The 23659-nt window shown below is 62.8% G+C and carries 22 protein-coding genes; 6 read left to right on the top strand and 16 right to left on the bottom strand.

Features of this window, described 5'->3' with window-relative positions; all coding sequences use genetic code 11:
* Positions 1-160 precede the first annotated feature (160 nt).
* Positions 161-1306 carry an MFS transporter gene (locus O3301_RS20080; protein WP_305057295.1) on the top strand — a complete coding sequence of 382 codons (1146 nt, stop codon included), beginning with the start codon at positions 161-163 and terminating at the stop codon, positions 1304-1306.
* A 6-nt stretch (positions 1307-1312) separates the two neighbouring features.
* Here the strand turns inward: O3301_RS20080 and O3301_RS20075 are convergent, their stop codons facing one another.
* The 5 genes from O3301_RS20075 to O3301_RS20055 form a co-directional block, all read right to left on the bottom strand.
* Positions 1313-2086 carry a hypothetical protein gene (locus tag O3301_RS20075; protein ID WP_305057294.1) on the bottom strand — a complete coding sequence of 258 codons (774 nt, stop codon included), beginning with the start codon at positions 2084-2086 and terminating at the stop codon, positions 1313-1315.
* Entirely contained in the window at positions 2083-2649 is a 567-nt protein-coding gene (locus O3301_RS20070; RefSeq protein ID WP_305057293.1) for a sigma-70 family RNA polymerase sigma factor, read from the bottom strand. Before O3301_RS20070 ends, O3301_RS20075 begins: the two co-directional genes overlap by 4 nt.
* A 49-nt stretch (positions 2650-2698) precedes the next feature.
* On the bottom strand, positions 2699-4579 hold the full coding sequence (locus O3301_RS20065; RefSeq protein WP_305057292.1) for a beta-propeller domain-containing protein: 1881 nt from the start codon (positions 4577-4579) through the stop codon (positions 2699-2701).
* A 96-nt stretch (positions 4580-4675) separates the two neighbouring features.
* Positions 4676-5299 carry a trimeric intracellular cation channel family protein gene (locus O3301_RS20060; protein WP_099376350.1) on the bottom strand — a complete coding sequence of 208 codons (624 nt, stop codon included), beginning with the start codon at positions 5297-5299 and terminating at the stop codon, positions 4676-4678.
* 4 nt (positions 5300-5303) lie between these two features.
* Complete coding sequence (locus O3301_RS20055) at positions 5304-7766, bottom strand: penicillin-binding protein 1A (RefSeq protein WP_305057291.1); 2463 nt, start codon at positions 7764-7766, stop codon at positions 5304-5306.
* 144 nt (positions 7767-7910) lie between these two features.
* Between O3301_RS20055 and O3301_RS20050 the strand changes: the two genes are divergently transcribed.
* Positions 7911-8798: an HTH-type transcriptional regulator ArgP gene (locus tag O3301_RS20050; RefSeq protein WP_099666334.1), complete on the top strand. Its 888-nt coding sequence runs from the start codon at positions 7911-7913 to the stop codon at positions 8796-8798.
* Here the strand turns inward: O3301_RS20050 and O3301_RS20045 are convergent, their stop codons facing one another.
* The 4 genes from O3301_RS20045 to O3301_RS20030 are packed head-to-tail and all read right to left on the bottom strand — an operon-like array spanning position 8799 to position 12448.
* On the bottom strand, positions 8799-9671 hold the full coding sequence (locus O3301_RS20045; RefSeq protein WP_289903289.1) for an ABC transporter permease: 873 nt from the start codon (positions 9669-9671) through the stop codon (positions 8799-8801).
* Positions 9668-10513 carry an ABC transporter ATP-binding protein gene (locus O3301_RS20040; RefSeq protein ID WP_305057290.1) on the bottom strand — a complete coding sequence of 282 codons (846 nt, stop codon included), beginning with the start codon at positions 10511-10513 and terminating at the stop codon, positions 9668-9670. Before O3301_RS20040 ends, O3301_RS20045 begins: the two co-directional genes overlap by 4 nt.
* A 1-nt stretch (position 10514) precedes the next feature.
* Positions 10515-11528: an ABC transporter substrate-binding protein gene (locus tag O3301_RS20035; RefSeq protein ID WP_305057289.1), complete on the bottom strand. Its 1014-nt coding sequence runs from the start codon at positions 11526-11528 to the stop codon at positions 10515-10517.
* Positions 11529-11563: 35 nt separating this feature from the next.
* Complete coding sequence (locus O3301_RS20030; RefSeq protein ID WP_305057288.1) at positions 11564-12448, bottom strand: TauD/TfdA family dioxygenase; 885 nt, start codon at positions 12446-12448, stop codon at positions 11564-11566.
* A gap of 212 nt (positions 12449-12660) precedes the next feature.
* Here O3301_RS20030 and O3301_RS20025 point away from each other — a divergent pair, with 212 nt between their 5' ends.
* Complete coding sequence (locus tag O3301_RS20025) at positions 12661-13146, top strand: tetratricopeptide repeat protein (protein WP_289903285.1); 486 nt, start codon at positions 12661-12663, stop codon at positions 13144-13146.
* Positions 13147-13167: 21 nt separating this feature from the next.
* On the opposite strand, the gene can is transcribed toward O3301_RS20025, so the two are convergent.
* From can to O3301_RS19990, 7 genes are all read right to left on the bottom strand, one after another.
* Entirely contained in the window at positions 13168-13839 is a 672-nt protein-coding gene (gene can / locus O3301_RS20020) for a carbonate dehydratase (protein ID WP_099666328.1), read from the bottom strand.
* A 136-nt stretch (positions 13840-13975) separates the two neighbouring features.
* Positions 13976-15109: a molecular chaperone DnaJ gene (gene dnaJ / locus O3301_RS20015; protein WP_086147258.1), complete on the bottom strand. Its 1134-nt coding sequence runs from the start codon at positions 15107-15109 to the stop codon at positions 13976-13978.
* 163 nt (positions 15110-15272) lie between these two features.
* Complete coding sequence (gene dnaK / locus O3301_RS20010; RefSeq protein WP_070290878.1) at positions 15273-17216, bottom strand: molecular chaperone DnaK; 1944 nt, start codon at positions 17214-17216, stop codon at positions 15273-15275.
* 91 nt (positions 17217-17307) lie between these two features.
* Complete coding sequence (gene grpE, locus O3301_RS20005; RefSeq protein ID WP_305057287.1) at positions 17308-17844, bottom strand: nucleotide exchange factor GrpE; 537 nt, start codon at positions 17842-17844, stop codon at positions 17308-17310.
* 343 nt (positions 17845-18187) lie between these two features.
* Positions 18188-19297 (bottom strand): ferrochelatase, encoded by a 1110-nt coding sequence (gene hemH, locus O3301_RS20000; RefSeq protein WP_305057286.1) that lies wholly within the window; start codon positions 19295-19297, stop codon positions 18188-18190.
* A 106-nt stretch (positions 19298-19403) separates the two neighbouring features.
* Positions 19404-21071 (bottom strand): DNA repair protein RecN, encoded by a 1668-nt coding sequence (gene recN / locus O3301_RS19995; RefSeq protein WP_305057285.1) that lies wholly within the window; start codon positions 21069-21071, stop codon positions 19404-19406.
* Between the two features lie 47 nt (positions 21072-21118).
* Positions 21119-22078 carry an NAD kinase gene (locus O3301_RS19990; protein ID WP_289903282.1) on the bottom strand — a complete coding sequence of 320 codons (960 nt, stop codon included), beginning with the start codon at positions 22076-22078 and terminating at the stop codon, positions 21119-21121.
* Between the two features lie 262 nt (positions 22079-22340).
* Here O3301_RS19990 and O3301_RS19985 point away from each other — a divergent pair, with 262 nt between their 5' ends.
* From O3301_RS19985 to gloA, 3 genes are all read left to right on the top strand, one after another.
* A complete protein-coding gene (locus tag O3301_RS19985; RefSeq protein WP_305057284.1) occupies positions 22341-22607 on the top strand; it encodes a hypothetical protein in 267 nt (88 codons plus the stop codon).
* 106 nt (positions 22608-22713) lie between these two features.
* Entirely contained in the window at positions 22714-23136 is a 423-nt protein-coding gene (locus tag O3301_RS19980) for an OsmC family protein (RefSeq protein ID WP_035828320.1), read from the top strand.
* 114 nt (positions 23137-23250) lie between these two features.
* Positions 23251-23658: a lactoylglutathione lyase gene (gene gloA, locus O3301_RS19975; protein ID WP_010401713.1), complete on the top strand. Its 408-nt coding sequence runs from the start codon at positions 23251-23253 to the stop codon at positions 23656-23658.
* The last annotated feature ends 1 nt before the right edge of the window (position 23659 follow it).

Genomic DNA, 23659 nt, shown 5'->3' with positions numbered 1-23659 from the left:
TCGCCTACACTACGGCTTTGCAATATTGTCTTTGTTAAAATCATCATATGCCCGTCCGGCGCCAAATACCAGCGCCACCGGCAAAGTCTTCTTACTTTCCCATGCATCCACACCGTTTTCTAGCCTTTCCAAATACCTGTTCCACCCTATGGGAGCAACCATGAAGCACATGCCGTGGCGCGACTTCTTCGCCCTCGTGGTGAGCATCGGCGTGGTGGGCCTGGGCCTGGGCGCCACCATGCCGCTCACCGCGCTGACACTGCACCAGCGCGGCGTGGGCACGGACATCATCGGCATGATCACGGCCGTCAGCGCCCTCGGCATCCTGGCCGCCTCGCCGTTCGTCTCGCGCTGGGTGGGACGCTTCGGCGCGCGCGCCACCATGCTGGGCGCCGTGTGGGTGGCATCGCTGGCGACGATCGCCATGCAGTTCACCGACCACCTGCTGGCGTGGAGCGTGCTGCGCTTCCTGTTCGGCGGCGCCATGGGCGTGCTGTTTACCATCGGCGAAGCGTGGGTGAACCGCCTGGCGCCCGACAATTCGCGGGGACGCGTGGTGGCCATGTACACCACCAGTTTTACCTTCTTCCAGCTGATCGGCCCCGCCCTCGTGGCCCTGTTCAACGACAAGATCAGCTGGAGCTTCGCCGCCTGCGGCCTGCTGTTTTTGCTGGCCGTGCCGGGATTGATGCTGATCTCGAACAGCGGCCCGGAACGCGAACCGGAGGAACACGGCGTGAAATGGCCCCTGATCCTGCCGCGCATGCCGATGATCGTGCTGGGCGCCGCCTTCTTCGCCCTGTTCGACACGCTGGCATTGAGCTTGCTGCCCCTGTACGCGATGGAGCACGGCATCGGCACGGACCTGGCCCTGCTGTCGGCCACCGTGGTGCTGGTGGGTGACACGGGCCTGCAATTCGCGCTGGGATGGATGGCCGACCGCTTCGGCCGCGTCAGGGTGCATGCGGGCTGCGGCGTGGCCGTCTGCCTGCTGCTGCCGCTGCTGCCGTTCGCCGTCGGCACGCCGTGGTTGTGGTGGACCTTGCTGTTGTTGCTGGGCGCGGCGGCGGGCGGCATCTACATGCTGGCGCTGGTAGCGTGCGGCGAGCGGTTTACGGGTCTGTCGCTGACCAGCGCCAGCGCCATCGTCAACGCCACCTGGGGCGTGACCAGCGGCGGCGGACCGCTGCTGACGGGCGTCCTGATGCAATCGGTGGGCGTGAATGCCCTGCCGGCCGTGATGTGGGTATGCGCCGCCATTTTCGTGGGCAGCGCCGTGTGGGAACGCCGAAAGGGAATCGTCTAGCGTTTTTTACTTCGTTTCCAGCCGCTGCCGCAGCTCCTCGGCTACCGGATAGTCGGGATACGCCTGCCGGAACGCCGTCCACTCCTCGTGCGCCAATACGCCTTCGCCGGCCTTGAGCAGGGCGTCGATCTTCACCAACCACACGGAAGCATCGAGCTTTGCGGGCGGCGGCATCGGCGCGGAACGGGCCGCGACGGGCGCGGGCTTGGCCAGCGCGCGCTGCACGGGCGCCTGTCGCTGCATGCTGGCATCGGCCTGCATGGCGACTTGCTGCTCCATCGCCTGATGCATGTCCGTGGCCGGCGGTGGAGGCGGCGGCGATGCTGCCAGTTCAGCCGTCGGCGCTGACTTGGCTACTGCCATGGCGCGCGGCGCAGGCGCCGGTGCCTGCGCGGGTGCACTGGAGACGACTGCCTGCGGCACCGGCGCCGCGGCAGGCATCACTTCCTGCGTGACCGGTTCCCCGACCACGGGGAATTGCGCCGGCTTCGAGCCGAACCAGTCCACTCCGATCAGGTTGACCGTCAACAACACGGCCGCGGCCAGTCCCAGCGGAACGCGCCAGCGCTGCAGGTAGTCCGGTGCTTGCTTGGCGGGCAAGGTGCGCAGCACGCCATCGGCGCTGTCGTTCGCGGCCGCCGGCTGCTGCAAGGCTCTTTCCGCATCCGCCAGAATGACCGTATCGAGCGCGCTGGAAGGCGCGGGCTGCGGCAGGCTGGCCAGCAGCGCGTTCAATTCCTCGTCGTGCCGTTCGTCGTTATCTTGATTGTACGTATTCATGCCTGTCCTCCCGCGCCAGCGGCGCTGTCCAAGCCCGTGCGCAATTTCTGCATGGCGTAGCGCAGCCGGCTCTTGACGGTTTCAGCCTCCGCCCCCGTCACCACGGCGATCTCGAGGATGCTCATGCCGCTGAACTGCTGCAGCACCAGCGCTTCCTTTTGCTCCACCGGCAGCGCGGCGATGGCCGCATGCAGCAGCGCGTGCTGCTGTTTCTGCTCCAGCGATTGCGGCGGCGATGTACCCTCGTCCGCCAGTTCGCCCACGTCGTCGTGTTCCTGTCCTTCCCGCTGGCGCAGGATGTCGATCAGGCGGTTGCGCGCGATCTGGTACAGATAGGTGCGGAACGCCGCCTGCGGCTGGTAGCCGGCGCGCGCCGCATGCAGGCTGGCCCACGCGTCCTGCGCGATCTCGTCCACCCACGCGCGGCGCGGCGAACGCCAGGCCACGAAGCGGTACAGGCCCTGGCTATGGCGCCGGTACAGTTCGCGAAACGACGGCAGATCGCCAGCGCTGTAGCGCAGCATCAGATCTTCATCCGTCGCGGTCAATAAAGTGTCGGGCATGCGGACCAGTGTAGCCGAACTACGCGGCGGCGACAATTTCGCTACGCCGTCAGCGTGCAGCGGGCGCAATGGGTGCATAGCTGATGCGGCGCACTTCGCGGATCTGTCCATCCTTGAACGCCCCTTCCACCAATTCATAGCCGAGCAAAGCGAAGACCCTACCCTGCAGGAACAAGGGGCGCGCATTGCCGTACCAGTCCACGCAGGACGCGCGGCAGCCATCGTCCGGCGTTTGGCCGGACCGCGCCGCCAGCGCGCCCAGTTCCGTCAATTGCAAGCTGCTGTTGCGCAGATAGAGAACGGATGCGGCTGACTTGTTGAGGCCAGGCCGCTCGTCCGCGCCCAGGATGGGCAAGCCGATCATGCCCTCGCCGGCCGCTTGCGGCTTGTAGAAAAAGCCGTGGCTGCGCGATTCGCCCTGCGCCGCATCGGCGCGGATATAGCGCGTGGCAACCGCCGCCTGCGCTCCCAGGCGAATGCTGCTGAAGTGCAGATCCCGTCCCTGCGCGCCGATCACCACGGCGTCATCGCCCAGCGCCTCGATGCGTTCCACGCCGTGCGGCAGGGACAGGGCTTGCACGCTGCCCCCATCGGCCCAGCGTACGGCATACAGGGGCTGGCGCGGCCAGGCCTGGTCAGCCTTGCGGCGTCCGGGATTGCCCGGATTGCCGTACAACAGATACGGTCCCACATAGCGGTTTTGCAGCCCGTAGCCGCCACCACCGGGCAGCGCCTTGTAGCTGCTGGCGGGCGCACTGTCGCGGCCATCGGAAAACGACGCCAATGGCACGCGCAGCAGCGCCATGTCACCCCGGCCACGCGTGCCATCCCACATGGCGTCGCCCTGGCCTTCGGCGCGCAGCAGGACGTTCAGGTGGCCATCCGCGCTTTCCAGGAACGAGAACTGGTCGACGGGTGCGCCGGCCACCTTCAGTGCGCTGGGTGCGCTGCCATCGAGGGGGATGCGGAACAGGCCAGAATCGCTGCCCCGGCGCGTCGTCCACACAAAGACGGATTCGCCCGACACATAAAATACGCGGCCCTGCGGTCCCATCACGGCGGTCGCTTCGCAGCGCATGTCGCGCTGCGCCAGGTCGCACACGGTGACCGTGTGCAGGGCCAGACTGGTACCCGGTTCCGGTTCTTCGTCGGTGCGGTAGATGCGCGTGGCCGGAGCGATGCGCTTGAAGTCCGATGGCACGGCGTCGGGACGCCAGCGGCGCAGCGCGGGAAAGCCGCCGAACGGGTCGCCACGGCGCAGGTTCAGCGACAAGGGAGAGTAAAACACCAGCTTGCTGCCGATCAAACGGCTCGCGTAATTGCGCGACGAATAATAGTCGTTGGAGCGCAAGTGATAGGTGGAGCGGTAGGCCAGCTTGCCGTCCGCATCGATGTCGAACAGGCCGATCTCCGTGCCGCCACGGCTGTAGCTGTAGCCGATCACCACCACCGTATCGCCATCGATCAGCATCTCGTCATACCAGCTGCCCGACGGGTCGCTGCCCGGCGCGAACGCGTCGAGCGAGGCGACGGGCTGCAGGGCCTTGCCGCCCACCTGCACGGTGAACAGCTTGCCGCGCCTGAGCATCACCAGGTGCTTACCATGCAGCTTGACGATGCCGCCTTCGTCCACGCCTGTCGTCTGCACATTGGTGACGGATTCCGCCGCTTCTGCAGACGCTGCCGGCGCGGCTTTCGCCACCATCGGCGCAGGCGGTGGCGCCGACATGTACTGCGCCGTGGCGCCCTGCAGTTTCTGCTGTTCCCTTTGCAGTGCCGCCTGGCGCGCCTGCAACTGCTGCAGGTAGCTGCTCAAGGCCTGCTCGCTGGTAAACGGCGCCAGGGTCTTGCGCGGCGCCGTGCCGGCGGCGTGGCAGCCCGCCGACAGCAGCAGGGACAGTATCAATGTGATCTTGAGGGCGCTGGACATCGCTTCTTCTCCGGTTGGCTGGGGTGTCCAACATGAAACGCAGCGGCGGAGAAAAAGGGGTTAAATGCGCGTAAAAATATTCAGGAAGCCAGCGCCCTATTCAAATCCGCGAATCCGGTCGCCATTGAAATTCGGCAGGCGCCACTCGAAGTGCAACGCCAGGAAACGGAACAGGAAACCGGCGCCGATGGATGCCAGTTGCGCCACGGAGCTGTCGACCTTGAAGTACAGCAGACCGACATACAGGCTGCCCGTAAACAGGGCCACGGTGGCATACACTTCACGCTGCAGCACGAGGGGAATCTGGTTGCACAGGATGTCGCGCAGCAGGCCGCCGAAAACGCCCGTGATCATCCCCGCCAGCACGACGATGGCCGGATGCATCTTGGCCGACATGGCGATGTCGCAACCGATCACGCAAAACGCCACCAGGCCCAGTCCATCGACCAGCAGGAAGACGGCGCGCAGATGGTGCAGGTAGCGCGCGACAAAGGCCGTAACGACGGCCGCGCCGATGGTAAACAGCAGGTACTCGGGATGCGCGATCCAGCCCAGCGGATAGTGCCCCAGCAGCACGTCGCGCACCGTGCCGCCGCCGAGCGCCGTGACGGTGCCGATCATGCAGATGCCGAACAAATCCATGCCGCGCCGCATGCCCATGATGGCGCCGGACATCGCTTCGGCGACAATCGCCACCAGGTAAATCGTATATAACAGCATGCTCTTACTCTTCCGAAAATGATTTGAGAATTTGTTCGCGTTCGCGCGCTTCGCTCAGGGTGCGCGCCTCGTTCGTGCCCGTGCTGGAGCCGCCGTTGCCAGCGTCACCGTGCGCCATGCGCGTATCCGCACCCAGGCTGCCGCAGCTGACGCTGCTGTGGATAAAGGCAAAGTTATCCTTCAGGCAGTCGCCGGCCAGGTATTCGGCATACACGTAATCACCGTCGAGCAGGGACAGGCCTGCCGGTTCGGCCAGCACCTGCTCGCGGCGGCCCTGTACGGCCACCTGCATGTAATCGCGCCAGACGGGCAGCGCCAGGGTGCCGCCGGTGGCGTTACCCAAGCTTTTCGGCTGGTCGTAGCCGAGCCAGACGACGGAGACGAGGCCCGAGGAATAGCCGGCGAACCAGGCGTCGTAGGCGTTGTTCGAGGTGCCCGTCTTGCCGGCCGCGTCGCCGCGTCCCAGCGCCAGCGCGCCACGGCCCGTGCCGCTCTTGACGACGTCGCGCAGCATGCTGTCCATGACGTAGGCGTTGCGCGTGGAGATCACTTGCGTACCCAGCACCGGTTCTCCCTTGGCGCGTGGCGCCGCATCGCTGAACAGCACTTCTCCGCTGCGGCTGCGCACTTCCTTGATCAATTTCGGCGGCATCTGCATGCCGCCATTGGCAAACACGGCATACGATTGCGCCAGCTGCAGCGGCGTGACGGCACCCGCGCCCAGCGCCAGCGGTAGCGAGACGGGATTGCGCGCGCTCTCGAAACCGAAGCGCGTGGCGTAGTGCTGCACATAGCCTGGACCGGCCGCCTGCATCAGGCTGACGGCCACCAGGTTTTTCGAGCGCACGAGGCCCCGCCGCACGCTGATGAAGCCTTCATAGTTGTTGCCGTAATTGCGCGGACGCCACGGCTGCGCGCCCGTCTCCTGCGGCAGCAGCAGGCGCTGCGTATCATCCACGGCCGTGCCGGGGAAATATCCCTTTTCCAGCGCCGCCGAGTACACGAAGGGCTTGAAGCTGGAACCGGGCTGGCGGTAGGCTTGCATGGCGTGGTTGTAGTGGTTGCGGTAGAAATCGAAGCCGCCCGCCATGGCGACGATTTCGCCGCTGTGCGCCTCGACGGAAATGAGCGCGCCTTCCATCTCGGGCAGCTGGCTCACCAGCCAGCGGTTCTTTGCCGCGTCGTGCACCACGCGGATCACGCTGCCCTCGACGATGGCGCGCTTGCCATCCCACTGCAGCTTGCCGCCCAGGCGCGCGTCCGATGCCGTCAGCACGATCTCGTCGCCATTGCGCAGCTGCGCCTTGACCTGGCGCACACCGGTACTCTCCACCTTGCGCACCAGCGCGGCGCGCAATTCGCCGCTGTCCGGATAGGCGGCCAGCTGGCGCGCCACGCTGTCTGCGGAGGCGGCCAGGCGCGCTTCCGGGCCACGGTAGCCGCGCCGCGCCTGCGCATTCAATAGCCCATCGCGCAGCGACTTGTCGGCCGCCCGCTGCGGCGCCATGCGGATGGTGGTCGTCACGTCCAGGCCCATGCTGTAGGCGCCCTCGGGATAGCTTTGCAGGATCAATTGGCGCGCTTCTTCGACCGCATACGCGGCCGCATGCACGGAGCTGTTGCGGTCCTTGTTCAGGGCCAGTTTTTCCGCCACCGCTGCATCGTATTCGGCTGGCGTGATGTAACCGAGTTCGCGCATGCGCTGCAGGATGTAGTGCTGGCGCACGGTGGCGCGCTGCGGATTGGCGACAGGGTTGTAGGCGGATGGAGCCTTCGGCAAGCCGGCCAGCATGGCCGCTTCGGCAATGCTGACGTCGGCCAGCGGCTTGTCGAAATAGATGTTCGAGGCAGCGGAAAAACCGTAGGAGCGTTCGCCCAGGTAAATCTGGTTCATATACAGTTCCAGCAGCTTGTCCTTGCCATAGTGCTGTTCCAGCTTGTAGGCGAGCAGCATCTCCGTCAGCTTGCGCTGCACGGTCTTTTCGCGCGACAGGAAGAAGTCGCGCGCCACCTGCATGGTGATGGTGCTGGCGCCCTGCGCATGGTGGCCCGTGACGACATTGGCGAGCGTGGCGCGCGTGAGGCCATAGAAATCGACGGCGCCGTGTTCGTAGAAGCGCGCATCCTCGATGGCCAGCAGGGCCTGGCGCATGCGCAGGGGGATCTCATTCAAGGGCAGGAATTCGCGGCGCTCTTCGCCGTATTCGGCCAGCAGCTCGCCTTCGCTGGAGAAAATGCGCAGCGGCAGCGCGGGCTTGTACTGGGCCAGGTGCTCGACGGCGGGCAAATCCTGCCACGCCTGGCGCAGCCACCAGCCGCCCGCCATGGCTGCGGACAAGCCCAGGCCCAGAGTCAGTCCCAGGCCGAATTTCAGATTGCGCGCCAGCTTGGATGGCGGCTTGCGCGCCGTGGCGCCGTCTTTGCCGCTGTCTTGCGAGCTGTCTTGCGCCGTATCTTGCGTTTCCATATTGTCATTCCTTTGCTGCCAGGAGGCCGCACGCTGGCGCGCGGCACTCCATCAAAGAGGTATTGTGCACTGCAACACACCTATCCTTATAAAAAGTAAGTATTATTTAGTATTGATAAATTTTTCTTATGTTAGGCGCGCACCATGGACCTCAATCCCAAGCACACGGAAGCGTTCCGCGCCGTCGTCGAAACGGGCAGCTTCGAGCAGGCGGCGCTGCGGCTGCATCTGACGTCGCCCGCCATTTCGCAGCGGGTGCGGGCGCTGGAAAGCCAGCTGGGCAACGCCCTGATCGTGCGCAGCCGTCCCGCGCGCGCCACGCGCATGGGCCAGCGGCTGATGCAGTATCTGAAGCGGGCCAAGCTGCTGGAAGCGGACTTGCAGGCGGAACTGGCGGTGCAGCAGGATGCCCCGCTGACCCTGGTGCTGGCGCTGAACGCGGACTCGATGGGCACCTGGTTCTTCCCGGCCCTGTCCGAGGTGCTGATACGCGAGCGCGTGCTGCTGGACTTGACCGTGGAAGACCAGGACCACACCTACACCTTGCTGGAAACGGGCATGGCGATCGGCTGCATCAGCACGGAGCCCAAGCCCATGCGCGGCTGCACGGCCGAGCCGCTGGGCGTGATGCGCTACTGGCTGGTGGCCACGCCAGCGTTCCGCCAGCAGTGGTTCGCGCACGGGCTGACGCGCAAGGCAGCGCGCACGGCGCCCGTCGTCGCCTACACGCGCAAGGACACGCTGCAATCGTCGTTCCTGCAAGAGGCGCTGGGCTTGCCCGAAGGGGCCTACCCCTGCCATTACGTGCCGGGCGCCACCTCGCACTTCAACGCCATCCGCTACGGCCTCGGTTACGGCATGGTGCCCGAGCTGTTACTGAAGGCAAATACGGACGGTGAGCTGGTGGAAATGCTCACGCCCAAGACCCCGGCCGACGTGGCCCTGTACTGGCATACGTGGAAGGTGCAGTCGCCGCGCCTGGAGCAGCTGTCGCGGCAAATCGTCGCGGCGGCACGCAGCATGCTGAAATAGCTATCGCTGCATGCCCCAGCGCTTGAGAGTCACGCGTTCCAGGCTGCGAAAGCCGATGTTTTCCACCAGCAAGCCGATGACGATGACGGCGGCCAGGCCGGCGAACACCTTGTCCGTGTACAACTCGTTGCGGTTCTGGAAGATGTACCAGCCCAGGCCGCCTTGGCCCGACGTCGTGCCGAATACCAACTCGGCCGCGATCAGGGTGCGCCAGGCAAACGCCCAGCCGATCTTCAGGCCCGAGACAATCGAGGGCAAGGCGCCCGGCACGAGGATGTGCAGCACCAGGCGCAAGCCGTTCAAGCCGTAATTGCGGCCCGCCATGCGCAGGGTGTCGGGCACGCCCTGGAAGCCCGCATACGTGTTCAGGGCCAGCGGCCACATCACGGAATGGACGATGACAAAGATCAAACTGGCGCGCCCCAGGCCGAACCATAATAAAGCCAGCGGCAACAGGGCAATGGCGGGCAGCGGGTTCAACATGGCCGTCAGGGTTTCCAGCACGTCGCGCCCGATGCGGCTCGACACTGCCAGCAAGGTCAGCACGAAGGCGGCCAGCACGCCCATGGCATAGCCCTGCAGCAAGACGACCAGGGATGCGGCCGTACGCGTGAGCAACTCACCGCTGGCGATGCCGCCGATGAATGCCTGCGCCGTCTGCAAAAAACTGGGCAACAATAAATCGTTGTGCGTCCAGCGCGCCGCGCCTTCCCACAGCAGGGCCAGGCTGAGCAAAATCAAGGCCTTGCGCCATAGCGCATGCTGGCCCAGGCGCTGCCAGCGCGACAGCGGCCGCTCGACGGTGACGCCGGCCGGCGGCGGCGCCGCATAGACGAATTCCTGGCGGATGGGAGGTTCCAGCAGCGCGCTCATACGGCCTCCCTGCGTGCCGCGTCAGCTTGCTGGGTGGGAGCAACGTCCTCATCGAACAGCAAACCATGGATGCGGCTGCTGGCAGCCTGGAACTCCGCGCTGCCGGCGCTGTGCAGGCCGAACTGGTGACTGTTCAGTTCGGCGCGCACCCGGCCCGGATGGGGCGACAGCAGCAGGATGCGGTTGCCCACGACCAAAGCTTCCTCGATCGAATGCGTGACGAACACGAGCGTAAAACGCAGCTCTTCCCACAAGCGGCTCAGCTCTTCCTGCATCTTGCGCCGCGTCAAGGCGTCGAGAGCGGCAAACGGCTCGTCCATCAGCAGCACTTCCGGCTGCATGGCCAGGGCGCGGGCGATGGCCACCCGCTGCTTCATGCCGCCCGACAAGGTATGCGGATGGGCATCCTCGAAACCGGCCAGGCCCACCTTGGCGATCCAGTGATGGGCACGCTCGCGGGCCGCCGCCTTGTCCAGACGTTTGCTGGCCAGCAAGGGGAACATGACGTTTTCCAGCACGGTCTTCCATGGCGGCAACTGGTCGAATTCCTGGAACACGACGACACGGTCCGGCCCCGGTTTCTGGATGGCCTGGCCCTGCATGGCGATGCTGCCCGCGCGCGGCGCGATGAAGCCGGCCACGGCTTTCAGCAAGGACGATTTGCCGCAGCCGGATGGCCCCAGCAGCACAAAACGGTCGCCGCGGAACACGTCGAAACTGACGTCATGCGTGGCGCGCACGGTGCGCTGTTCGGTGCGGTATTCCAGGCTGACATTCTTGACGCTGAGCAAAGGCTGTAAGGCGACTGGCGGACGTACCAGGTGAAAAGCGGGTGCGTTCATGTCAGCCTCCTTGCGTAATGGCAGGGTCGTCAAAGAAGTAGTCGCGCCAGCTGTCAGGCAGGTTGCGGATGGCGTTCACGCGGTGCAAAAATTGCGCCAGGCCATGGGTATTTTGCGGCGCGATCTTGAATTGCACTTGCGGATTCGCAAAGATTTTCAGCAGCAGGTTGCGGTCCACCTTGCTCTTGTTGACCTTGATATAGATGTCGGCCGCGCCTTGCGGATTGCTGCTCGCGTACTGCGCCGCTTCCGCCAAGGCGGCGATGAAGGCGCGGTAAGTCTTCGGATTGTCCTTGCGGTACTTTTCCGTCGCATACAGCAGGGTCGACGAGCTGGGCCCGCCTTGCACGTCGTACGAATTCAGGATGATGTGGGCGTTCGGGTTTTGCGCCAGTTCCTGTTCCTGGAACGGCGAATTGCCGAAGTGACCGGTCAGCTCCGTGCCGCCTGCGATGATGGCGGCCGCCGCGTCCGGGTGCGGCAGGGTTTGCGTGATCTTATCGAGGCGGGCGAATTCCTTGTCGCCCCACTGCTTCGCCACCGCCATCTGCAAGATGCGCGCCTGCACGGAAACAGACACGGCGGGCAAGGCGATGCGGTCCTTGTCCGTCAAGTCCGCCAGGGTTTTTACCTTGGGGTTGTTGCTGATCAAATAGTAGGGAAAATTACCGAGCGAAGCCACGCCGCGCACGTTCTGCCTTCCCTTGGTGCGGTCCCAGATGGTCAGCAGCGGCCCCAGCCCGGCCCCCGCGATATCGATATTGCCGGACAACAAAGCGTCATTGATGGCCGGCCCGCCGGACAGGGTGATCCACTCGACCTTGACATCGACGCCCTGCTGCTTGCCATGCTTTTCGATCAGCTTTTGTTCCTGCGCAATATTGAGCAGCAAGAAGGTGATGCCATGCTGGCCCGCGATGCGGATCTGCCCTTCAGCCCGTGCCATGGACATGGCCATGCACAGCAGAGCGATGGCGGCGAGCAGGCGGCGGGCAAAGCTAAAGATCGGCAACATGGACACTCCTTGGGTCAGATCAACAGTCAAAAAAATCAATACGGCGCATCGCCTTCGATGGTGGTGCGATACAACTTGCGGCGCTGGTCGGGCGGGCAGCCCGTCGCCAGGTGCATCAGCGAGCGGTTGTCCCAGAACACCAGGTCGTGCGGCTGCCAGCGGTGCACATATAAATGCTCCGGGCGCACGCTGTGGGCAAACAGTTCATCGAGCAGGGCGCGGCTTTCATCGTCGGGCAAGCCGACGATGCGCGTGGTGAAGTGTTCGCTGACAAACAGGGCGCGGCGGCCCGTTTCCGGGTGCACGCGCACGACGGGGTGCGTCACGGGTTTGACTTCATCGACCTGCGCCTGCGTCAGCGCGGGCCGCCATGGGTTGCGGCGGCGCAATTCCTCGTACTGGCTCAGGTAGCTGTGCTCGGCACGGGCACCCCGCACGGCGTGGCGCAGCGCGGCCGGTAAGCTTTCCCACGCCAGGTGCATGTTGGCAAACACGGTATCGCCGCCCTCGTCCGGCAACTCTTGCGCGTGCAGCATGGAACCGAGGCTGGGCACTTCCTTGTACGACAGGTCGGAATGCCAGAAATGGCCCGCGTCGCCCAGGCCGATGGGCTGGCCATCCTCGACGATGTTCGAGATGATCAGCACTTCCGGCTGCGTGGGCAGCTGGAACTGGCGCAGCACGTGGATTTGCAGGGGGCCGAAGCGGCGGCTGAAATCGACTTGCTGCTGCGGCGTGATGCGCTGGTCGCGGAACACCAGCACGTGATGGTCGAGGTGGGCGTGGTGCAGGCGCTGGAAGTCGCCCAGCGACAGCGGCTGCGCCAGGTCCAGCCCCAGCACTTGCGCGCCGAGCGGCGCATCGAAAGTCTCGATACGGAACGGGCTGGAAGAAAACGCGGGTTTCAGGACGGCCGACATGGGAATTCGTCAAGAGTCAGGGGAAGTCCACTGTATGCCGGCCAGCCTTGCTTGCAAACGAAGCATTTACTATATGGATATGCGCGGCGCGTTGCGCCACGCTGCCACAGCGGCTGTCACGAATTGGCACAGCAGTACCGGCCTTGCCCGGGAATGGCGCTAGCACGCAACTTGCTTATCTACCAAGCTTTAACCCTAGCCCCGGGAAAGCCATGCCCACCTACGCCCTGCTGCTCGCCTTGCTGTTGACTGTTCCCGTCCATGCCCAGGATAGCCAGGGTGAAAGTGATCTCAGCTACAAAGCCTATGTGCACAGCGACAAGCGCATCAAGTGCTTGTACGGCTATGCGGCCGACAAGACGGGCGACCATGCGGCCGCCGTCGCCATCTTTGAAGATTGCATCCGGCGCTGGAACGATGTGTATTCGATGATTTGGCTGGCCCAGCTGTATGAAACGGGCATCGGCGTGACCAAGGACCTGGCGCAGGCGACGGCGCTGATGCGGCGCGGCGCGCATACGAATGATGACGCCGGCTATGCGCGGCTGGCGCGCTACCACTATGGCGTGGCGCTGGCCGAAGGCCGGGGCACGCCGCAGGACATTCCCCAGGCCAAGACCTGGCTGCGCCAGGCGGCGCAAGAGGGCGTGCGGGAGGCGGCCGACTACCTGGGCCGCCTGGAAGGCGCGGCACCTTAGCGCCGCGCCAGCATTGCTGGCTTACGCAGTTGCTTCGTAGCGGGCCAGGCGGGCCGCCATGCGCGGCGCCAGTTCGTGGCCGGCCTTGACGGTCACTTCCAGGTCGTTCAGCAAGCCATCCTTCAAGCCATAGACCCAGCCATGGACGCTGAGTTCCTGTCCGCGTTCCCACGCATCTTGCACGATGGTGGTCTGGCACACGTTCAAGACTTGTTCCACCACGTTCAGTTCGCACAGGCGGTCGCCGCGCTGGCGGCTGGTCAGCACGTCGCCCAGGTAGCGCTCATGCTTCTGGCCCACGTCCTGGACGTGACGCAGCCAGTTGTCGACCAGGCCGATGCGCGTGCCCGTCATGGCCGCATGCACGCCCTTGCAGCCGTAATGGCCGACGATGATGACATGTTTGACTTTCAGCACGTCCACGGCAAATTGCAGGACAGACAGGCAATTGAGGTCGGAATGCACGACCACGTTGGCAATATTGCGGTGCACAAACACGTCGCCAGGCGCCATGCCCAGCAGTTCGTTGGCGGGCACGCGGCTGTCGGAACAGCCGATCCACAGGTATTCGGGCGACGTTTGCGCTTCCAGATTCTTGAAGAAGTTCGGGTCTTTCGCCACCATCGAGTCGGCCCAGCGGCGGTTACGCTGCAGCAGTTCCGCCAGGGCCAGGCCATTTTTCGGTTCGGTCATATCGCTCCCATTGTGTGCGTACGACCGAGTTGGCGGCAGATCGCGCCCATAGGCCGGCGATGCGCGCACATTTCTCAGTCGCGGTGAAAAAAACGCCGGGATGTTTCAGCATCCCGGCGCATGGTATTACGTGTGCTTACTCAAAAAAATCCTTGACCTTGTCTTTCCAGGTCTTGCTTTGCGGACTGTGCTTGGCACCGCCCTCGGTCGTCGACTTTTCAAAGTCGCGCAGCAGGTCTTTCTGTTTTTCCGTCAGTTTCACCGGCGTTTCGATGGCCACGTGGCAGAACAAGTCGCCCGCGTAACCGGAGCGCACGCCCTTGATGCCCTTGCCTTTCAGGCGGAAGGTTTTACCTGACTGGGTGCCTTCGGGAATCGTGAACGACACTTTGCCGTTCAGGGTAGGCACTTCGATTTCGCCGCCCAAGGCCGCCTTGGCGAACGAGATCGGCATTTCGCAATGCAAGTCGTCGCCTTCGCGCTGGAACACGGCGTGCGGCTTGATGTGGATTTCCACATACAGGTCGCCCGACGGACCGCCATTCGTGCCCGGTTCGCCGTTGCCGGACGAACGGATACGCATGCCGTTGTCGATACCGACTGGAATTTTCACTTCCAGGGTCTTGTTGCGCTTGATGCGACCGGCACCGCCGCATGGCGTGCACGGGTCAGTGATGACCTTGCCGCTGCCATGGCATTTCGGGCAGGTTTGCTGGATGCTGAAGAAACCTTGCTGCATGCGTACCTGACCGTGGCCACCGCACGTACCGCAGGTGGTGGGCGAAGTGCCCGGCTTGGCGCCGCTGCCGTGGCAAGTGTCGCACTTGTCCCAGCTCGGCACGCGGATGGTCGTGTCGAAGCCGTGAGCAGCTTGCTCCAGTGTAATTTCCAGGTTGTAGCGCAAGTCGGCGCCACGGTACACCTGTGGACCCGCATTGCGGCTGCGTCCACCGCCACCGCCAAAGATGTCGCCGAAGATATCGCCGAAGCTGTCGGCAAAGCCGCCAGCACCGCCGCCGAAGCCGCCACCGCCGCCCATGTTCGGGTCCACGCCAGCGTGACCGTAACGGTCATACGCATCGCGCTTTTCCGGATTGGTCAGCATCTCGTAGGCTTCTTTGACTTCCTTAAACTTTTCTTCCGATTCCTTGCTATCCGGATTGCGGTCCGGATGGTATTTCATCGCCAGTTTACGGTAAGACTTTTTGATCTCTTCTTCCGAAGCATTTTTTGCGACACCGAGTGTCTCGTAAAAATCACGCTTTGCCATGTTGTCGGCACCTTGCAGTCTATCTACTGATGTAAAAATTACACGAAAAAGCCGAGTCGAGTGCTGCGCTAGGCGCAGCGACTCGGCTCGGCCGGTCTTCGCGGCTAATCCCGCGATGTAGCGTTCAGCCCGGCTACCCCCAGTTCATGGGAGCGCAAGACAATTACTTGCTGTCTTTGACTTCTTTGAAGTCAGCGTCAACAACGTCGTCTTGCTTGGCGCCTGCGTCCGATGCGCCAGCAGCTTGCTGTGCACCTTCCGCGCCGCCGGCAGCTTGCTGCGCTTGCATGTCGGCATACATTTTTTCGCCCAGTTTCTGCGATGCGCTCGACAGTGCTTCCACCTTGGCGTCGATCTCAGCCTTGTCGCCCGCCTTGATGCTTGCTTCCAGGTCGGTGATCGCCGCTTCGATCTTCTCTTTCTCGCCCGCATCGAGCTTGTCGCCGTATTCGGTCAAGGATTTCCGGGTCGAGTGTACCAGAGCATCGGCCTGGTTGCGCGACTCGGCCAATTCTTTGACCTTCTTGTCTTCTTCCGCGTTCAACTCGGCGTCTTTCACCATCTTCTGGATTTCAGCCTCGGTCAAGCCGGAATTGGCCTTGATCGTGATCTTGTTTTCCTTGCCGGTGGCCTTGTCTTTCGCGCCGACATGCAAGATGCCGTTGGCGTCGATGTCGAAGGTCACTTCGATCTGTGGCGTGCCGCGCGATGCTGGCGGGATGCCTTCCAGATTGAATTCGCCCAGACCCTTGTTGCCGGCGGCGATTTCGCGCTCACCCTGGAAGACCTTGATGGTCACCGCAGGCTGGTTGTCGTCGGCCGTCGAGAAGACCTGGCTGAACTTGGTCGGAATCGTCGTGTTTTTGTGGATCATCTTGGTCATCACGCCGCCCAGGGTTTCGATACCCAGGGACAGAGGGGTGACGTCCAGCAACAGCAAGTCCTTGCGTTCGCCCGACAGGACCGAACCTTGAATCGCTGCGCCCACGGCGACGGCTTCGTCCGGGTTCACGTCCTTGCGTGGATCCTTGCCGAAGAATTCCTTCACTTTTTCCTGTACCTTCGGCATACGCGTCATACCGCCGACCAGGATGATGTCATCGATGTCCGACACTTTCACGCCAGCATCTTTGATGGCGGTACGGCATGGTTCCATCGTGGCCGTGATCAGCTCTTCCACCAAGGACTCCAGCTTGGCGCGGGTCATCTTCAGGTTCAAGTGGACCGGTGCGCCGTTCGCCATGGCGATGTACGGCTCGTTGATCTCGGTTTGTTGTGACGACGACAATTCGATCTTCGCGCGCTCGGCCGAAGCCTTGATGCGCTGCAGGGCGATCGGATCTTTTTTCAGGTCGATGCCGTTGATCTTCTTGAACTCGTCGATGATGTAATCGATGACGCGCTGGTCGAAGTCTTCGCCGCCCAGGAAGGTGTCGCCGTTGGTCGACAGCACTTCAAATTGTTTCTCACCATCAACATCCGCGATTTCGATGATCGACACGTCGAACGTACCGCCACCCAAGTCATACACGGCGATTTTACGGTCGCCTTTTTCGGTCTTGTCCAGGCCGAACGCCAGCGCTGCCGCGGTTGGCTCGTTGATGATGCGCTTGACGTCCAGGCCAGCGATACGGCCGGCATCCTTGGTGGCTTGACGCTGCGAGTCGTTGAAGTACGCAGGCACGGTGATGACGGCTTCGGTGACTTCTTCACCGAGGTAGTCTTCTGCCGTTTTCTTCATCTTGCGCAGGACTTCAGCCGAAATTTGCGGCGGCGCCAGTTTTTTGTCGCGTACGCCGATCCATGCATCGCCGTTGTCGGCTTTCATGATTTGGTACGGCATCAGCGCGATGTCTTTTTGCACTTCTTTTTCATCGAACTTGCGACCGATCAAACGCTTGACTGCGTACAGCGTGTTTTTCGGATTGGTCACGGCCTGGCGTTTCGCCGGCGCGCCGACGAGAATTTCGCCATCTTCTTGATAAGCAATAATCGACGGCGTCGTGCGTGCGCCTTCAGCGTTTTCGATTACCTTTGGTTGACCGTTTTCCATGATGGAAACGCAGGAATTCGTGGTTCCCAGATCGATACCGATAATTCTACCCATGATTTTTTTCCTTTTATTTGCTAGATTTCAGATGGTTCTTATATGTGGCAAAGCGGCATGGTTTCAAGGCTTGCTTGATGCCGCCCTCTGATTATTTTGCTTGCGCGGTCGTTACAATGGCTGGACGCAGCAGGCGGTCCGCAATCATATAGCCCTTTTGCAGGACTGACACGATGGTATTGGCTTCCTGGTCCGCTGGCACCACGGCAACAGCCTGGTGTTTCATCGGATCGAGCTTCTCGCCCTGCACCGGCAACACTTCCACCAGGCGGTTGCGCTCGAACGCGGCGGTCAGTTGCTTCAGGGTCATCTCAACGCCTTCTTTCAGCGAGTCGATGGTCGGTGCTTCCACCGTCAGCGCCGTTTCCAGGCTGTCTTTCACCGGCACCATGGCTTCGGCAAAGCTTTCCACTGCGAATTTATGCGCTTTAGCAACATCTTCCTGCGCGCGGCGGCGGATATTTTCGCCATCGGCCTTGGCACGCATGAAGGCATCGTGCATCTCTGCAAGACGCGCTTCGGTACTCGCCAGCTGCTCTTCCAAAGTAGGCTCTGCGGGAGTCGATGGGGCAGTCGCCGCGGCGTCCGCTTGCGGATTAGGTACAGCTTGGTTTTCCTGATCTTGCATCTGAAAAGCTCCTACAATCAATGACTTAAATGAGTTAGTCTAACTATCTTTACAACACTAACGGGCAGATGGGGCTATATCCTATTGTTTCAAGGGGTATGCATGGCAAAACCGGAATTACAGCGATCCATGTTACAGCTTATTACAAAGCACTTCCCATTTCGGGCAGCGATCCGTGCGCGCCCCCTTGATTTTCCAGGCTTCCCACGGCAAAGCGGGCATTCTACCAGCCCCGCCGCAGCCATCGCCACTGGCGATGTTGCTATTCGGAAAACCCCTTGTCTGCGCCAGACATGACAAAGCCGCGCAAGCGCGGCTTTTTATTGTCAAAAAATAATTGCCTTTAATTCGACGCGCCCTGGGCCAGGGCCGCCGTGCGCGCCTGCTCGCCCGCCTTCTTGTCCGCTTCGCGCTGCGCCGCCGTCTTCATCGTCGGCCAGCCAATCATGTGCTGTTCGGCAATTTCCGCCAGGCCAGCGATCCAGGCTGGCGTTTCGTTCAGGCAAGCGATGTAATGAAACTGCTGGCCGCCGGCCGCTTCGAAGTCATGCTTGGCTTCCATGGCGATCTCTTCCAGGGTTTCCAGGCAATCGCTGGTAAAGCCCGGACACAGCAGGTCGACGCGCTTGACACCCTGTTGCGCCAGCGCCACGAGGGTGGGCGCCGTGTACGGCTGCAGCCATTCGGCCTTGCCAAAGCGCGACTGGAAGGTCACCACGTATTGATCTTTGCTCAACTTCAACTTTTCCGCCAGCAAGCGCGCCGTTTTCAGGCATTGGCAGTGGTAGGGATCGCCCAGCAGCAAGGTACGCTTGGGCACGCCATGAAAGCTCATCACCAGTTTTTCGGGACGGCCATGCGCTTCCCAATGGTTCAGCACGGAATCGCGCAAGGCGTCGATGTATGTGTCGTGCTCGTGATACTGCTTGATAAAGCGCAATTCCGGCACATTGCGCACCGTGGCGTAATGGGCAAACACGGCGTCGTAGATGGAACCCGTCGTCGTGCCCGAGTATTGCGGATAGGCCGGCAGGATGGCGATGCGCTCGCAGCCTTCGCTTTTCAGCCTGGCCAGCACTTCGGGCAGCGAAGGCGAACCGTAGCGCATGGCCATGGCCACGGTGACGCCGTCGTGCCCCCGCTCGGCCAGGGCGCCGGCCAGCAATTTCGCCTGCTTTTGCGTGTGCACTTTCAGGGGCGAACCGTCGCGCGTCCAGATCGACGCGTATTTCTTGGCCGACTGGCCGGAGCGGAAAGGCAAAATGATCAGGTTCAAAATGAACCACCAGACGAGACGGGGAATCTCCACCACGCGCGGGTCGGACAAAAATTGCTTCAGGTAGCGCCGCACGGCCGACGAAGTCGGCGCATCGGGCGTGCCCAGGTTGACCAGCACCACGGCGCTGCGGTCGATACTGCCATGCGTGTACGGCGGTTCTGTTTGAAATGACATGAAGGCTCTTCGAAGGCGTTGGATGGATTAGCCGACCATTATAGTTACATTGCGTCAACATCGGGGAGCGCTGCCAGGCAAAGGCAGTGCTCCCCGCAGTCCAAGGTCAAATCGCCAGCAATTCGCGCGCATGCTTGCGCGTGGTGGCCGTGATTTCCAGGCCGCCCAGCATGCGCGCCACTTCTTCCACCCGGGCCTTGGCGTCGAGCATGTCGATGCGCGACGCCGTCTTGCCATTGTCCAGGGTGCTTTTTGCCACCTGGAAATGCTGATTTGCCTGGCTGGCCACTTGCGGCAAGTGGGTTACGCACAGCACTTGCCGTCCCTGCCCCAGGCGTTTCAACAGGCGTCCCACCACTTCCGCGACGGCGCCGCCGATGCCGCTGTCGACCTCGTCAAAGATCAGGGTCGGCGTGGTGGTGGCGTGCGAGGTGATGACGGAGATGGCCAGCGCGATGCGCGCCAGTTCGCCGCCGGACGCGACTTTCGCCAGCGAGCGGGGCGCCGTGCCCGCATGGCCGGCGACGAGAAACTCCACTTGCTCCAGGCCATGCGCGGCCGGTTCGCACGGGTGCAGGGCGATTTCAAAGCTGCCACCCGTCATGCTCAGTTCCTGCATGGCGCGCGTGACGGCATGCCCCAGTTCCAGGGCGGCGGCGCGCCGCGTGTTTGATAACCGTTCGGCAACGCCGCGGTATTCCGCCTCGATCTTCGCTTCCTGGCGCAGCAAGCCCTCGATGTCGGATGCGTCGGCCAGGTGCTGCAGCTTTTCCGACAGCTTCACGTGTTCCTCAGGCAACTCTTCCGGCGTGACGCGGAATTTGCGCGCCGTGCTGTGCATGGCTTCCATGCGCGCGTCGAGCTGGTGCAGGCGCTCCGGGTCCAGTTCGACCCGGTCCAGGTAATTGTTCAGCGCGTACACGGATTCCTGCAATTGAATGCGCGAAGATTCGATCAGGTCGACAATCGGTTGCAATTCCGCATCGACGGACACCAGCTTGCCCAGCTTCTGGTTCAGGGCCGACAGTTGCGACACGATCGGATGGTCTTCCTGCTCAGAAATGATGGACAAGGCTTCCTGCGCCCCTTCCAGCAGGCTGGCTGCGTGCGACAGGCGGCTGTGCTCGTTCGTGATCTCCGTCCATTCGCCGGGCTTGGCGGCCAGTTTTTCCAGTTCTCCCACTTGCCATTCCAGGCGTTCGCGCTCGTACAGCACGTTGGCGGCATTGGTTTCGAATTCCTCGCGCTGGCGCACGAGAGCGCGCCAGCGCTTGTGCAGGGCGGCTACTTGCCGCGCATCCTGCTCCGCGCCCGCTTCGCGCGCCGTTGCCTGGCCGTCGAGCAAGGCGCGCTGCGCTTCGCTTTTCAGCAAGGACTGGTGCGCATGCTGGCCGTGGATGTCGACCAGCATGTCGCCCAGCTCGCGCAGCTGCGCGGCCGTGGCGGGGATGCCGTTGATATACGCTTTCGAGCGGCCCGCGTTGTCGATTACGCGGCGCAACAGGGCGCCGCCCTCGTCGTTGGCGAACTCATTGGCCACCAGCCACGCTTGCGCCACCTCGCTGACGGAAAAATCGGCCGTGATGTCGGCCTTGGCCGCGCCTTCGCGCACCACGCTGGCGTCGCCGCGCCCGCCCAGCGCCAGGGTCAGCGCATCGATGAGGATGGACTTGCCGGCGCCCGTCTCCCCCGTCAGCACGCTGAAGCCGGCGGAAAATTCCAGTTCAATGGTATCGACAATGACAAAATCGCGAATGGACAGTGTATGGAGCATGGCTTCTGTGGTTGGGCGGCGCACCGCGGGTTGACGTGGAGAAAATGTTAGCTGAGCTTGCCCTCGCCCGACGGATACTCATTCCAGTGCAATTTTTCACGCAGGGTGTTGTAGTAACTCCACCCTTCCGGATGCAGGAAGGTAATCGCATGCGGCGAACGGCGGATGAGGATGCGGTCTTGCTGCACCAGGCTGGCAAAGGTCTGCATGTCGAAATTGACGCTGATATCGCGCCCGCGCACGATTTCCACGACGATCTGGCTGGAGTCGGGCAAGACGATGGGGCGGTTCGACAGCGCATGCGGGGCGATCGGCACGAGCACGATGCCGCCCAGGGTCGGATGCAGCAAGGGGCCGCCGGCCGACAGCGAGTACGCGGTCGAGCCCGTGGGCGTGGAAATGATCAAGCCATCCGAGCGCTGGTTGTACATGAAGTGGCCATCGACCTCGACGCGCAATTCGGCCATGCCTGCGCCGCCGCCGCGCGAAACGACGACATCGTTGACGGCCATGCCCACGTGTATCGACACGCCGTCACGCAGCACGCTGCCTTCGAGCAAGGTGCGGCGTTCGGCCTTGAAGCGGCCGCCGAGAATTTGCGCCAGCACGGGCAGCATGCGTTCGAGCGGAATATCCGTCATGAAACCCAAACGCCCCTGATTGATACCGATCAAAGGTACGTCGAATGGCGCCAGCTGGCGCGCAATGCCCAGCATGGTACCGTCGCCGCCCATGACGATGGCGCAATCGGCAGCGGCGCCGATCTCGGCCGGCGACATGGCGCGCACGCCGGGAAACGCCAGGTTCAGGTGTGCAGCCGTCTCCGCCTCGAAGACCACCGTGTGGCCCAGCACTTGCAGGAAATCGACGATGCTTTTCACGGGCTCGGCAATGCCATCCGTATTCTGGCGCACGACCAGGGCGATGGTCTTGGCGCCCAGGTTGAAGCGCTCTCCCGGGGCTGGCAAGGTCGCGGCTGGCTGTTCGGCGTGTGTATCGACGGGCATAAGAGTCTCGGTAGTGAATTCGGTGGCAAACCGCCCCAGGCTGTCGCATCGCACGCCGGCATCGCATAATACTGTATATATGCACAGTATAGTGCGGCTGCCGCGTGCCTGCAAGGGGCGTTCTTGGTGTTGCACGCAGTGTAGCGCAGAAAAAGAATCGTCCATGCGTGCGCCAGCGCTCCCTGCCCGGACAAATCCGCTTGCGGGCAGCCCCGCGCGGCGGGACACTGATGGCACGTCATTTTTACTGTCAGGAGGCCATATGGCTACCCAGCCAAGCGAACGCAAGATCAATACCGATGAAAAAGTCAGCAATGACGGCATCGACCGCCTGCCGCACGAGCGCGACGAGTCGCCCGATGCGCAAAACGTGCGCCCGCGCAAGATCATGCAGCAGGCAGCCAGCGACCTGGAGCAAGGCCTGGTCGATACGGACCGGCGTGCCCAGCCCGGCGTGGAAAAGGTCAAGCCGGCCGAACCGAAACAGGCGCGTCCCGACGCAGAACTGGAACCAAAGAAGGCGCGCTGAGTCGAACCGTCATGGGCCGCGCATGCTCCCACAGTGTGACGCAACGAACGGAAGCGGCAAGCCCCGGCGCGCATGATGGACGCTCGAACCACGCAAGGAGTACATCATGAAAAAAACAGGATCAGCCGTCTGGAGTGGCGGCCTTAAAGATGGCAAAGGGTTTATTTCCACCCAAAGCGGCGCGCTCGACAACGTAGCCTATGGCTTCAACACCCGCTTCGAAGACGGTCCCGGCAGCAATCCGGAAGAACTCATCGGCGCCGCCCATGCGGCCTGCTTCACCATGGCCCTGTCCGGCCAGCTGGGCGAGGCGGGCTTGCGCGCCACGGCCCTGAAAACCACGGCCGATGTCAGCCTGGAAAAAATCGATGGCAGCTATGCCATCACGGCCGTGCACCTGACCCTCGTGGCCACCATCCCCGGCGCCACCGACGAAGCGTTCCAGGACGCGGCCCTGCGCGCCAAGCTCGGCTGCCCCGTGTCCAAATTGCTGGCTACGGAAATCACCCTGGACGCCCATCTGGAGTAATGCCGGCATGCCGTCCGCTGCCGTCCCCTCACCGGACGGCAGGGGCGGTCTCGGCAAGAAAGCCGTAAAACGCATAAAATCCTGCCATTCCCCTATTACCCTCAAGGATTTACGATGCGTATTTTGCACACCATGTTACGGGTCGGCGACCTGCAGCGCTCCATCGATTTTTACACCAAGGTCCTGGGCATGAAATTGCTGCGCACCAGCGACAACCCGGAATACCAATACACGCTGGCCTTCGTCGGCTATGGATCGAATCCCGACCACGCGGAACTGGAACTGACGTATAACTACGGCACCACCAGCTACGAGCTGGGCACGGCGTATGGCCACATCGCCATCTCGGCCGACGACATCGTCGCCGCTTGCGACGCGGCACGCGCGAATGGCGGCAACGTCACGCGCGAACCGGGCCCCGTGAAAGGCGGCAACACGGTCATCGCCTTCATCACCGACCCGGACGGCTACAAGATCGAATTGATCGAGCGCAAGTTCGACGGCCAGGGCGGCGGCCTGTAAT

The organism is Janthinobacterium sp. SUN211 (assembly GCF_030587315.1).
GTDB classification, from domain to species: domain Bacteria; phylum Pseudomonadota; class Gammaproteobacteria; order Burkholderiales; family Burkholderiaceae_D; genus Janthinobacterium; species Janthinobacterium kumbetense.
This window is presented reverse-complemented; position numbering and strand designations above follow the sequence as displayed.

What these genes read in the sequence shown, in the direction of transcription:
- O3301_RS20080 (WP_305057295.1), top strand. Translation starts at nt 161, where the DNA reads ATGAAGCACATGCCGTGGCGCGACTTCTTCGCCCTCGTGGTGAGCATC.
- O3301_RS20045 (WP_289903289.1), bottom strand. Translation starts at nt 9,671, where the DNA reads ATGAGCGCGCTGCTGGAACCTCCCATCCGCCAGGAATTCGTCTATGCG.
- O3301_RS20050 (WP_099666334.1), top strand. Translation starts at nt 7,911, where the DNA reads ATGGACCTCAATCCCAAGCACACGGAAGCGTTCCGCGCCGTCGTCGAA.
- hemH (WP_305057286.1), bottom strand. Translation starts at nt 19,297, where the DNA reads ATGTCATTTCAAACAGAACCGCCGTACACGCATGGCAGTATCGACCGC.
- O3301_RS20030 (WP_305057288.1), bottom strand. Translation starts at nt 12,448, where the DNA reads ATGTCGGCCGTCCTGAAACCCGCGTTTTCTTCCAGCCCGTTCCGTATC.
- grpE (WP_305057287.1), bottom strand. Translation starts at nt 17,844, where the DNA reads ATGCAAGATCAGGAAAACCAAGCTGTACCTAATCCGCAAGCGGACGCC.
- O3301_RS19985 (WP_305057284.1), top strand. Translation starts at nt 22,341, where the DNA reads ATGGCTACCCAGCCAAGCGAACGCAAGATCAATACCGATGAAAAAGTC.
- O3301_RS20055 (WP_305057291.1), bottom strand. Translation starts at nt 7,766, where the DNA reads ATGGAAACGCAAGATACGGCGCAAGACAGCTCGCAAGACAGCGGCAAA.
- O3301_RS20040 (WP_305057290.1), bottom strand. Translation starts at nt 10,513, where the DNA reads ATGAACGCACCCGCTTTTCACCTGGTACGTCCGCCAGTCGCCTTACAG.
- recN (WP_305057285.1), bottom strand. Translation starts at nt 21,071, where the DNA reads ATGCTCCATACACTGTCCATTCGCGATTTTGTCATTGTCGATACCATT.
- O3301_RS20065 (WP_305057292.1), bottom strand. Translation starts at nt 4,579, where the DNA reads ATGTCCAGCGCCCTCAAGATCACATTGATACTGTCCCTGCTGCTGTCG.
- O3301_RS19980 (WP_035828320.1), top strand. Translation starts at nt 22,714, where the DNA reads ATGAAAAAAACAGGATCAGCCGTCTGGAGTGGCGGCCTTAAAGATGGC.
- O3301_RS20025 (WP_289903285.1), top strand. Translation starts at nt 12,661, where the DNA reads ATGCCCACCTACGCCCTGCTGCTCGCCTTGCTGTTGACTGTTCCCGTC.
- dnaK (WP_070290878.1), bottom strand. Translation starts at nt 17,216, where the DNA reads ATGGGTAGAATTATCGGTATCGATCTGGGAACCACGAATTCCTGCGTT.
- O3301_RS20035 (WP_305057289.1), bottom strand. Translation starts at nt 11,528, where the DNA reads ATGTTGCCGATCTTTAGCTTTGCCCGCCGCCTGCTCGCCGCCATCGCT.
- gloA (WP_010401713.1), top strand. Translation starts at nt 23,251, where the DNA reads ATGCGTATTTTGCACACCATGTTACGGGTCGGCGACCTGCAGCGCTCC.
- dnaJ (WP_086147258.1), bottom strand. Translation starts at nt 15,109, where the DNA reads ATGGCAAAGCGTGATTTTTACGAGACACTCGGTGTCGCAAAAAATGCT.
- can (WP_099666328.1), bottom strand. Translation starts at nt 13,839, where the DNA reads ATGACCGAACCGAAAAATGGCCTGGCCCTGGCGGAACTGCTGCAGCGT.
- O3301_RS20070 (WP_305057293.1), bottom strand. Translation starts at nt 2,649, where the DNA reads ATGCCCGACACTTTATTGACCGCGACGGATGAAGATCTGATGCTGCGC.
- O3301_RS19990 (WP_289903282.1), bottom strand. Translation starts at nt 22,078, where the DNA reads ATGCCCGTCGATACACACGCCGAACAGCCAGCCGCGACCTTGCCAGCC.
- O3301_RS20060 (WP_099376350.1), bottom strand. Translation starts at nt 5,299, where the DNA reads ATGCTGTTATATACGATTTACCTGGTGGCGATTGTCGCCGAAGCGATG.
- O3301_RS20075 (WP_305057294.1), bottom strand. Translation starts at nt 2,086, where the DNA reads ATGAATACGTACAATCAAGATAACGACGAACGGCACGACGAGGAATTG.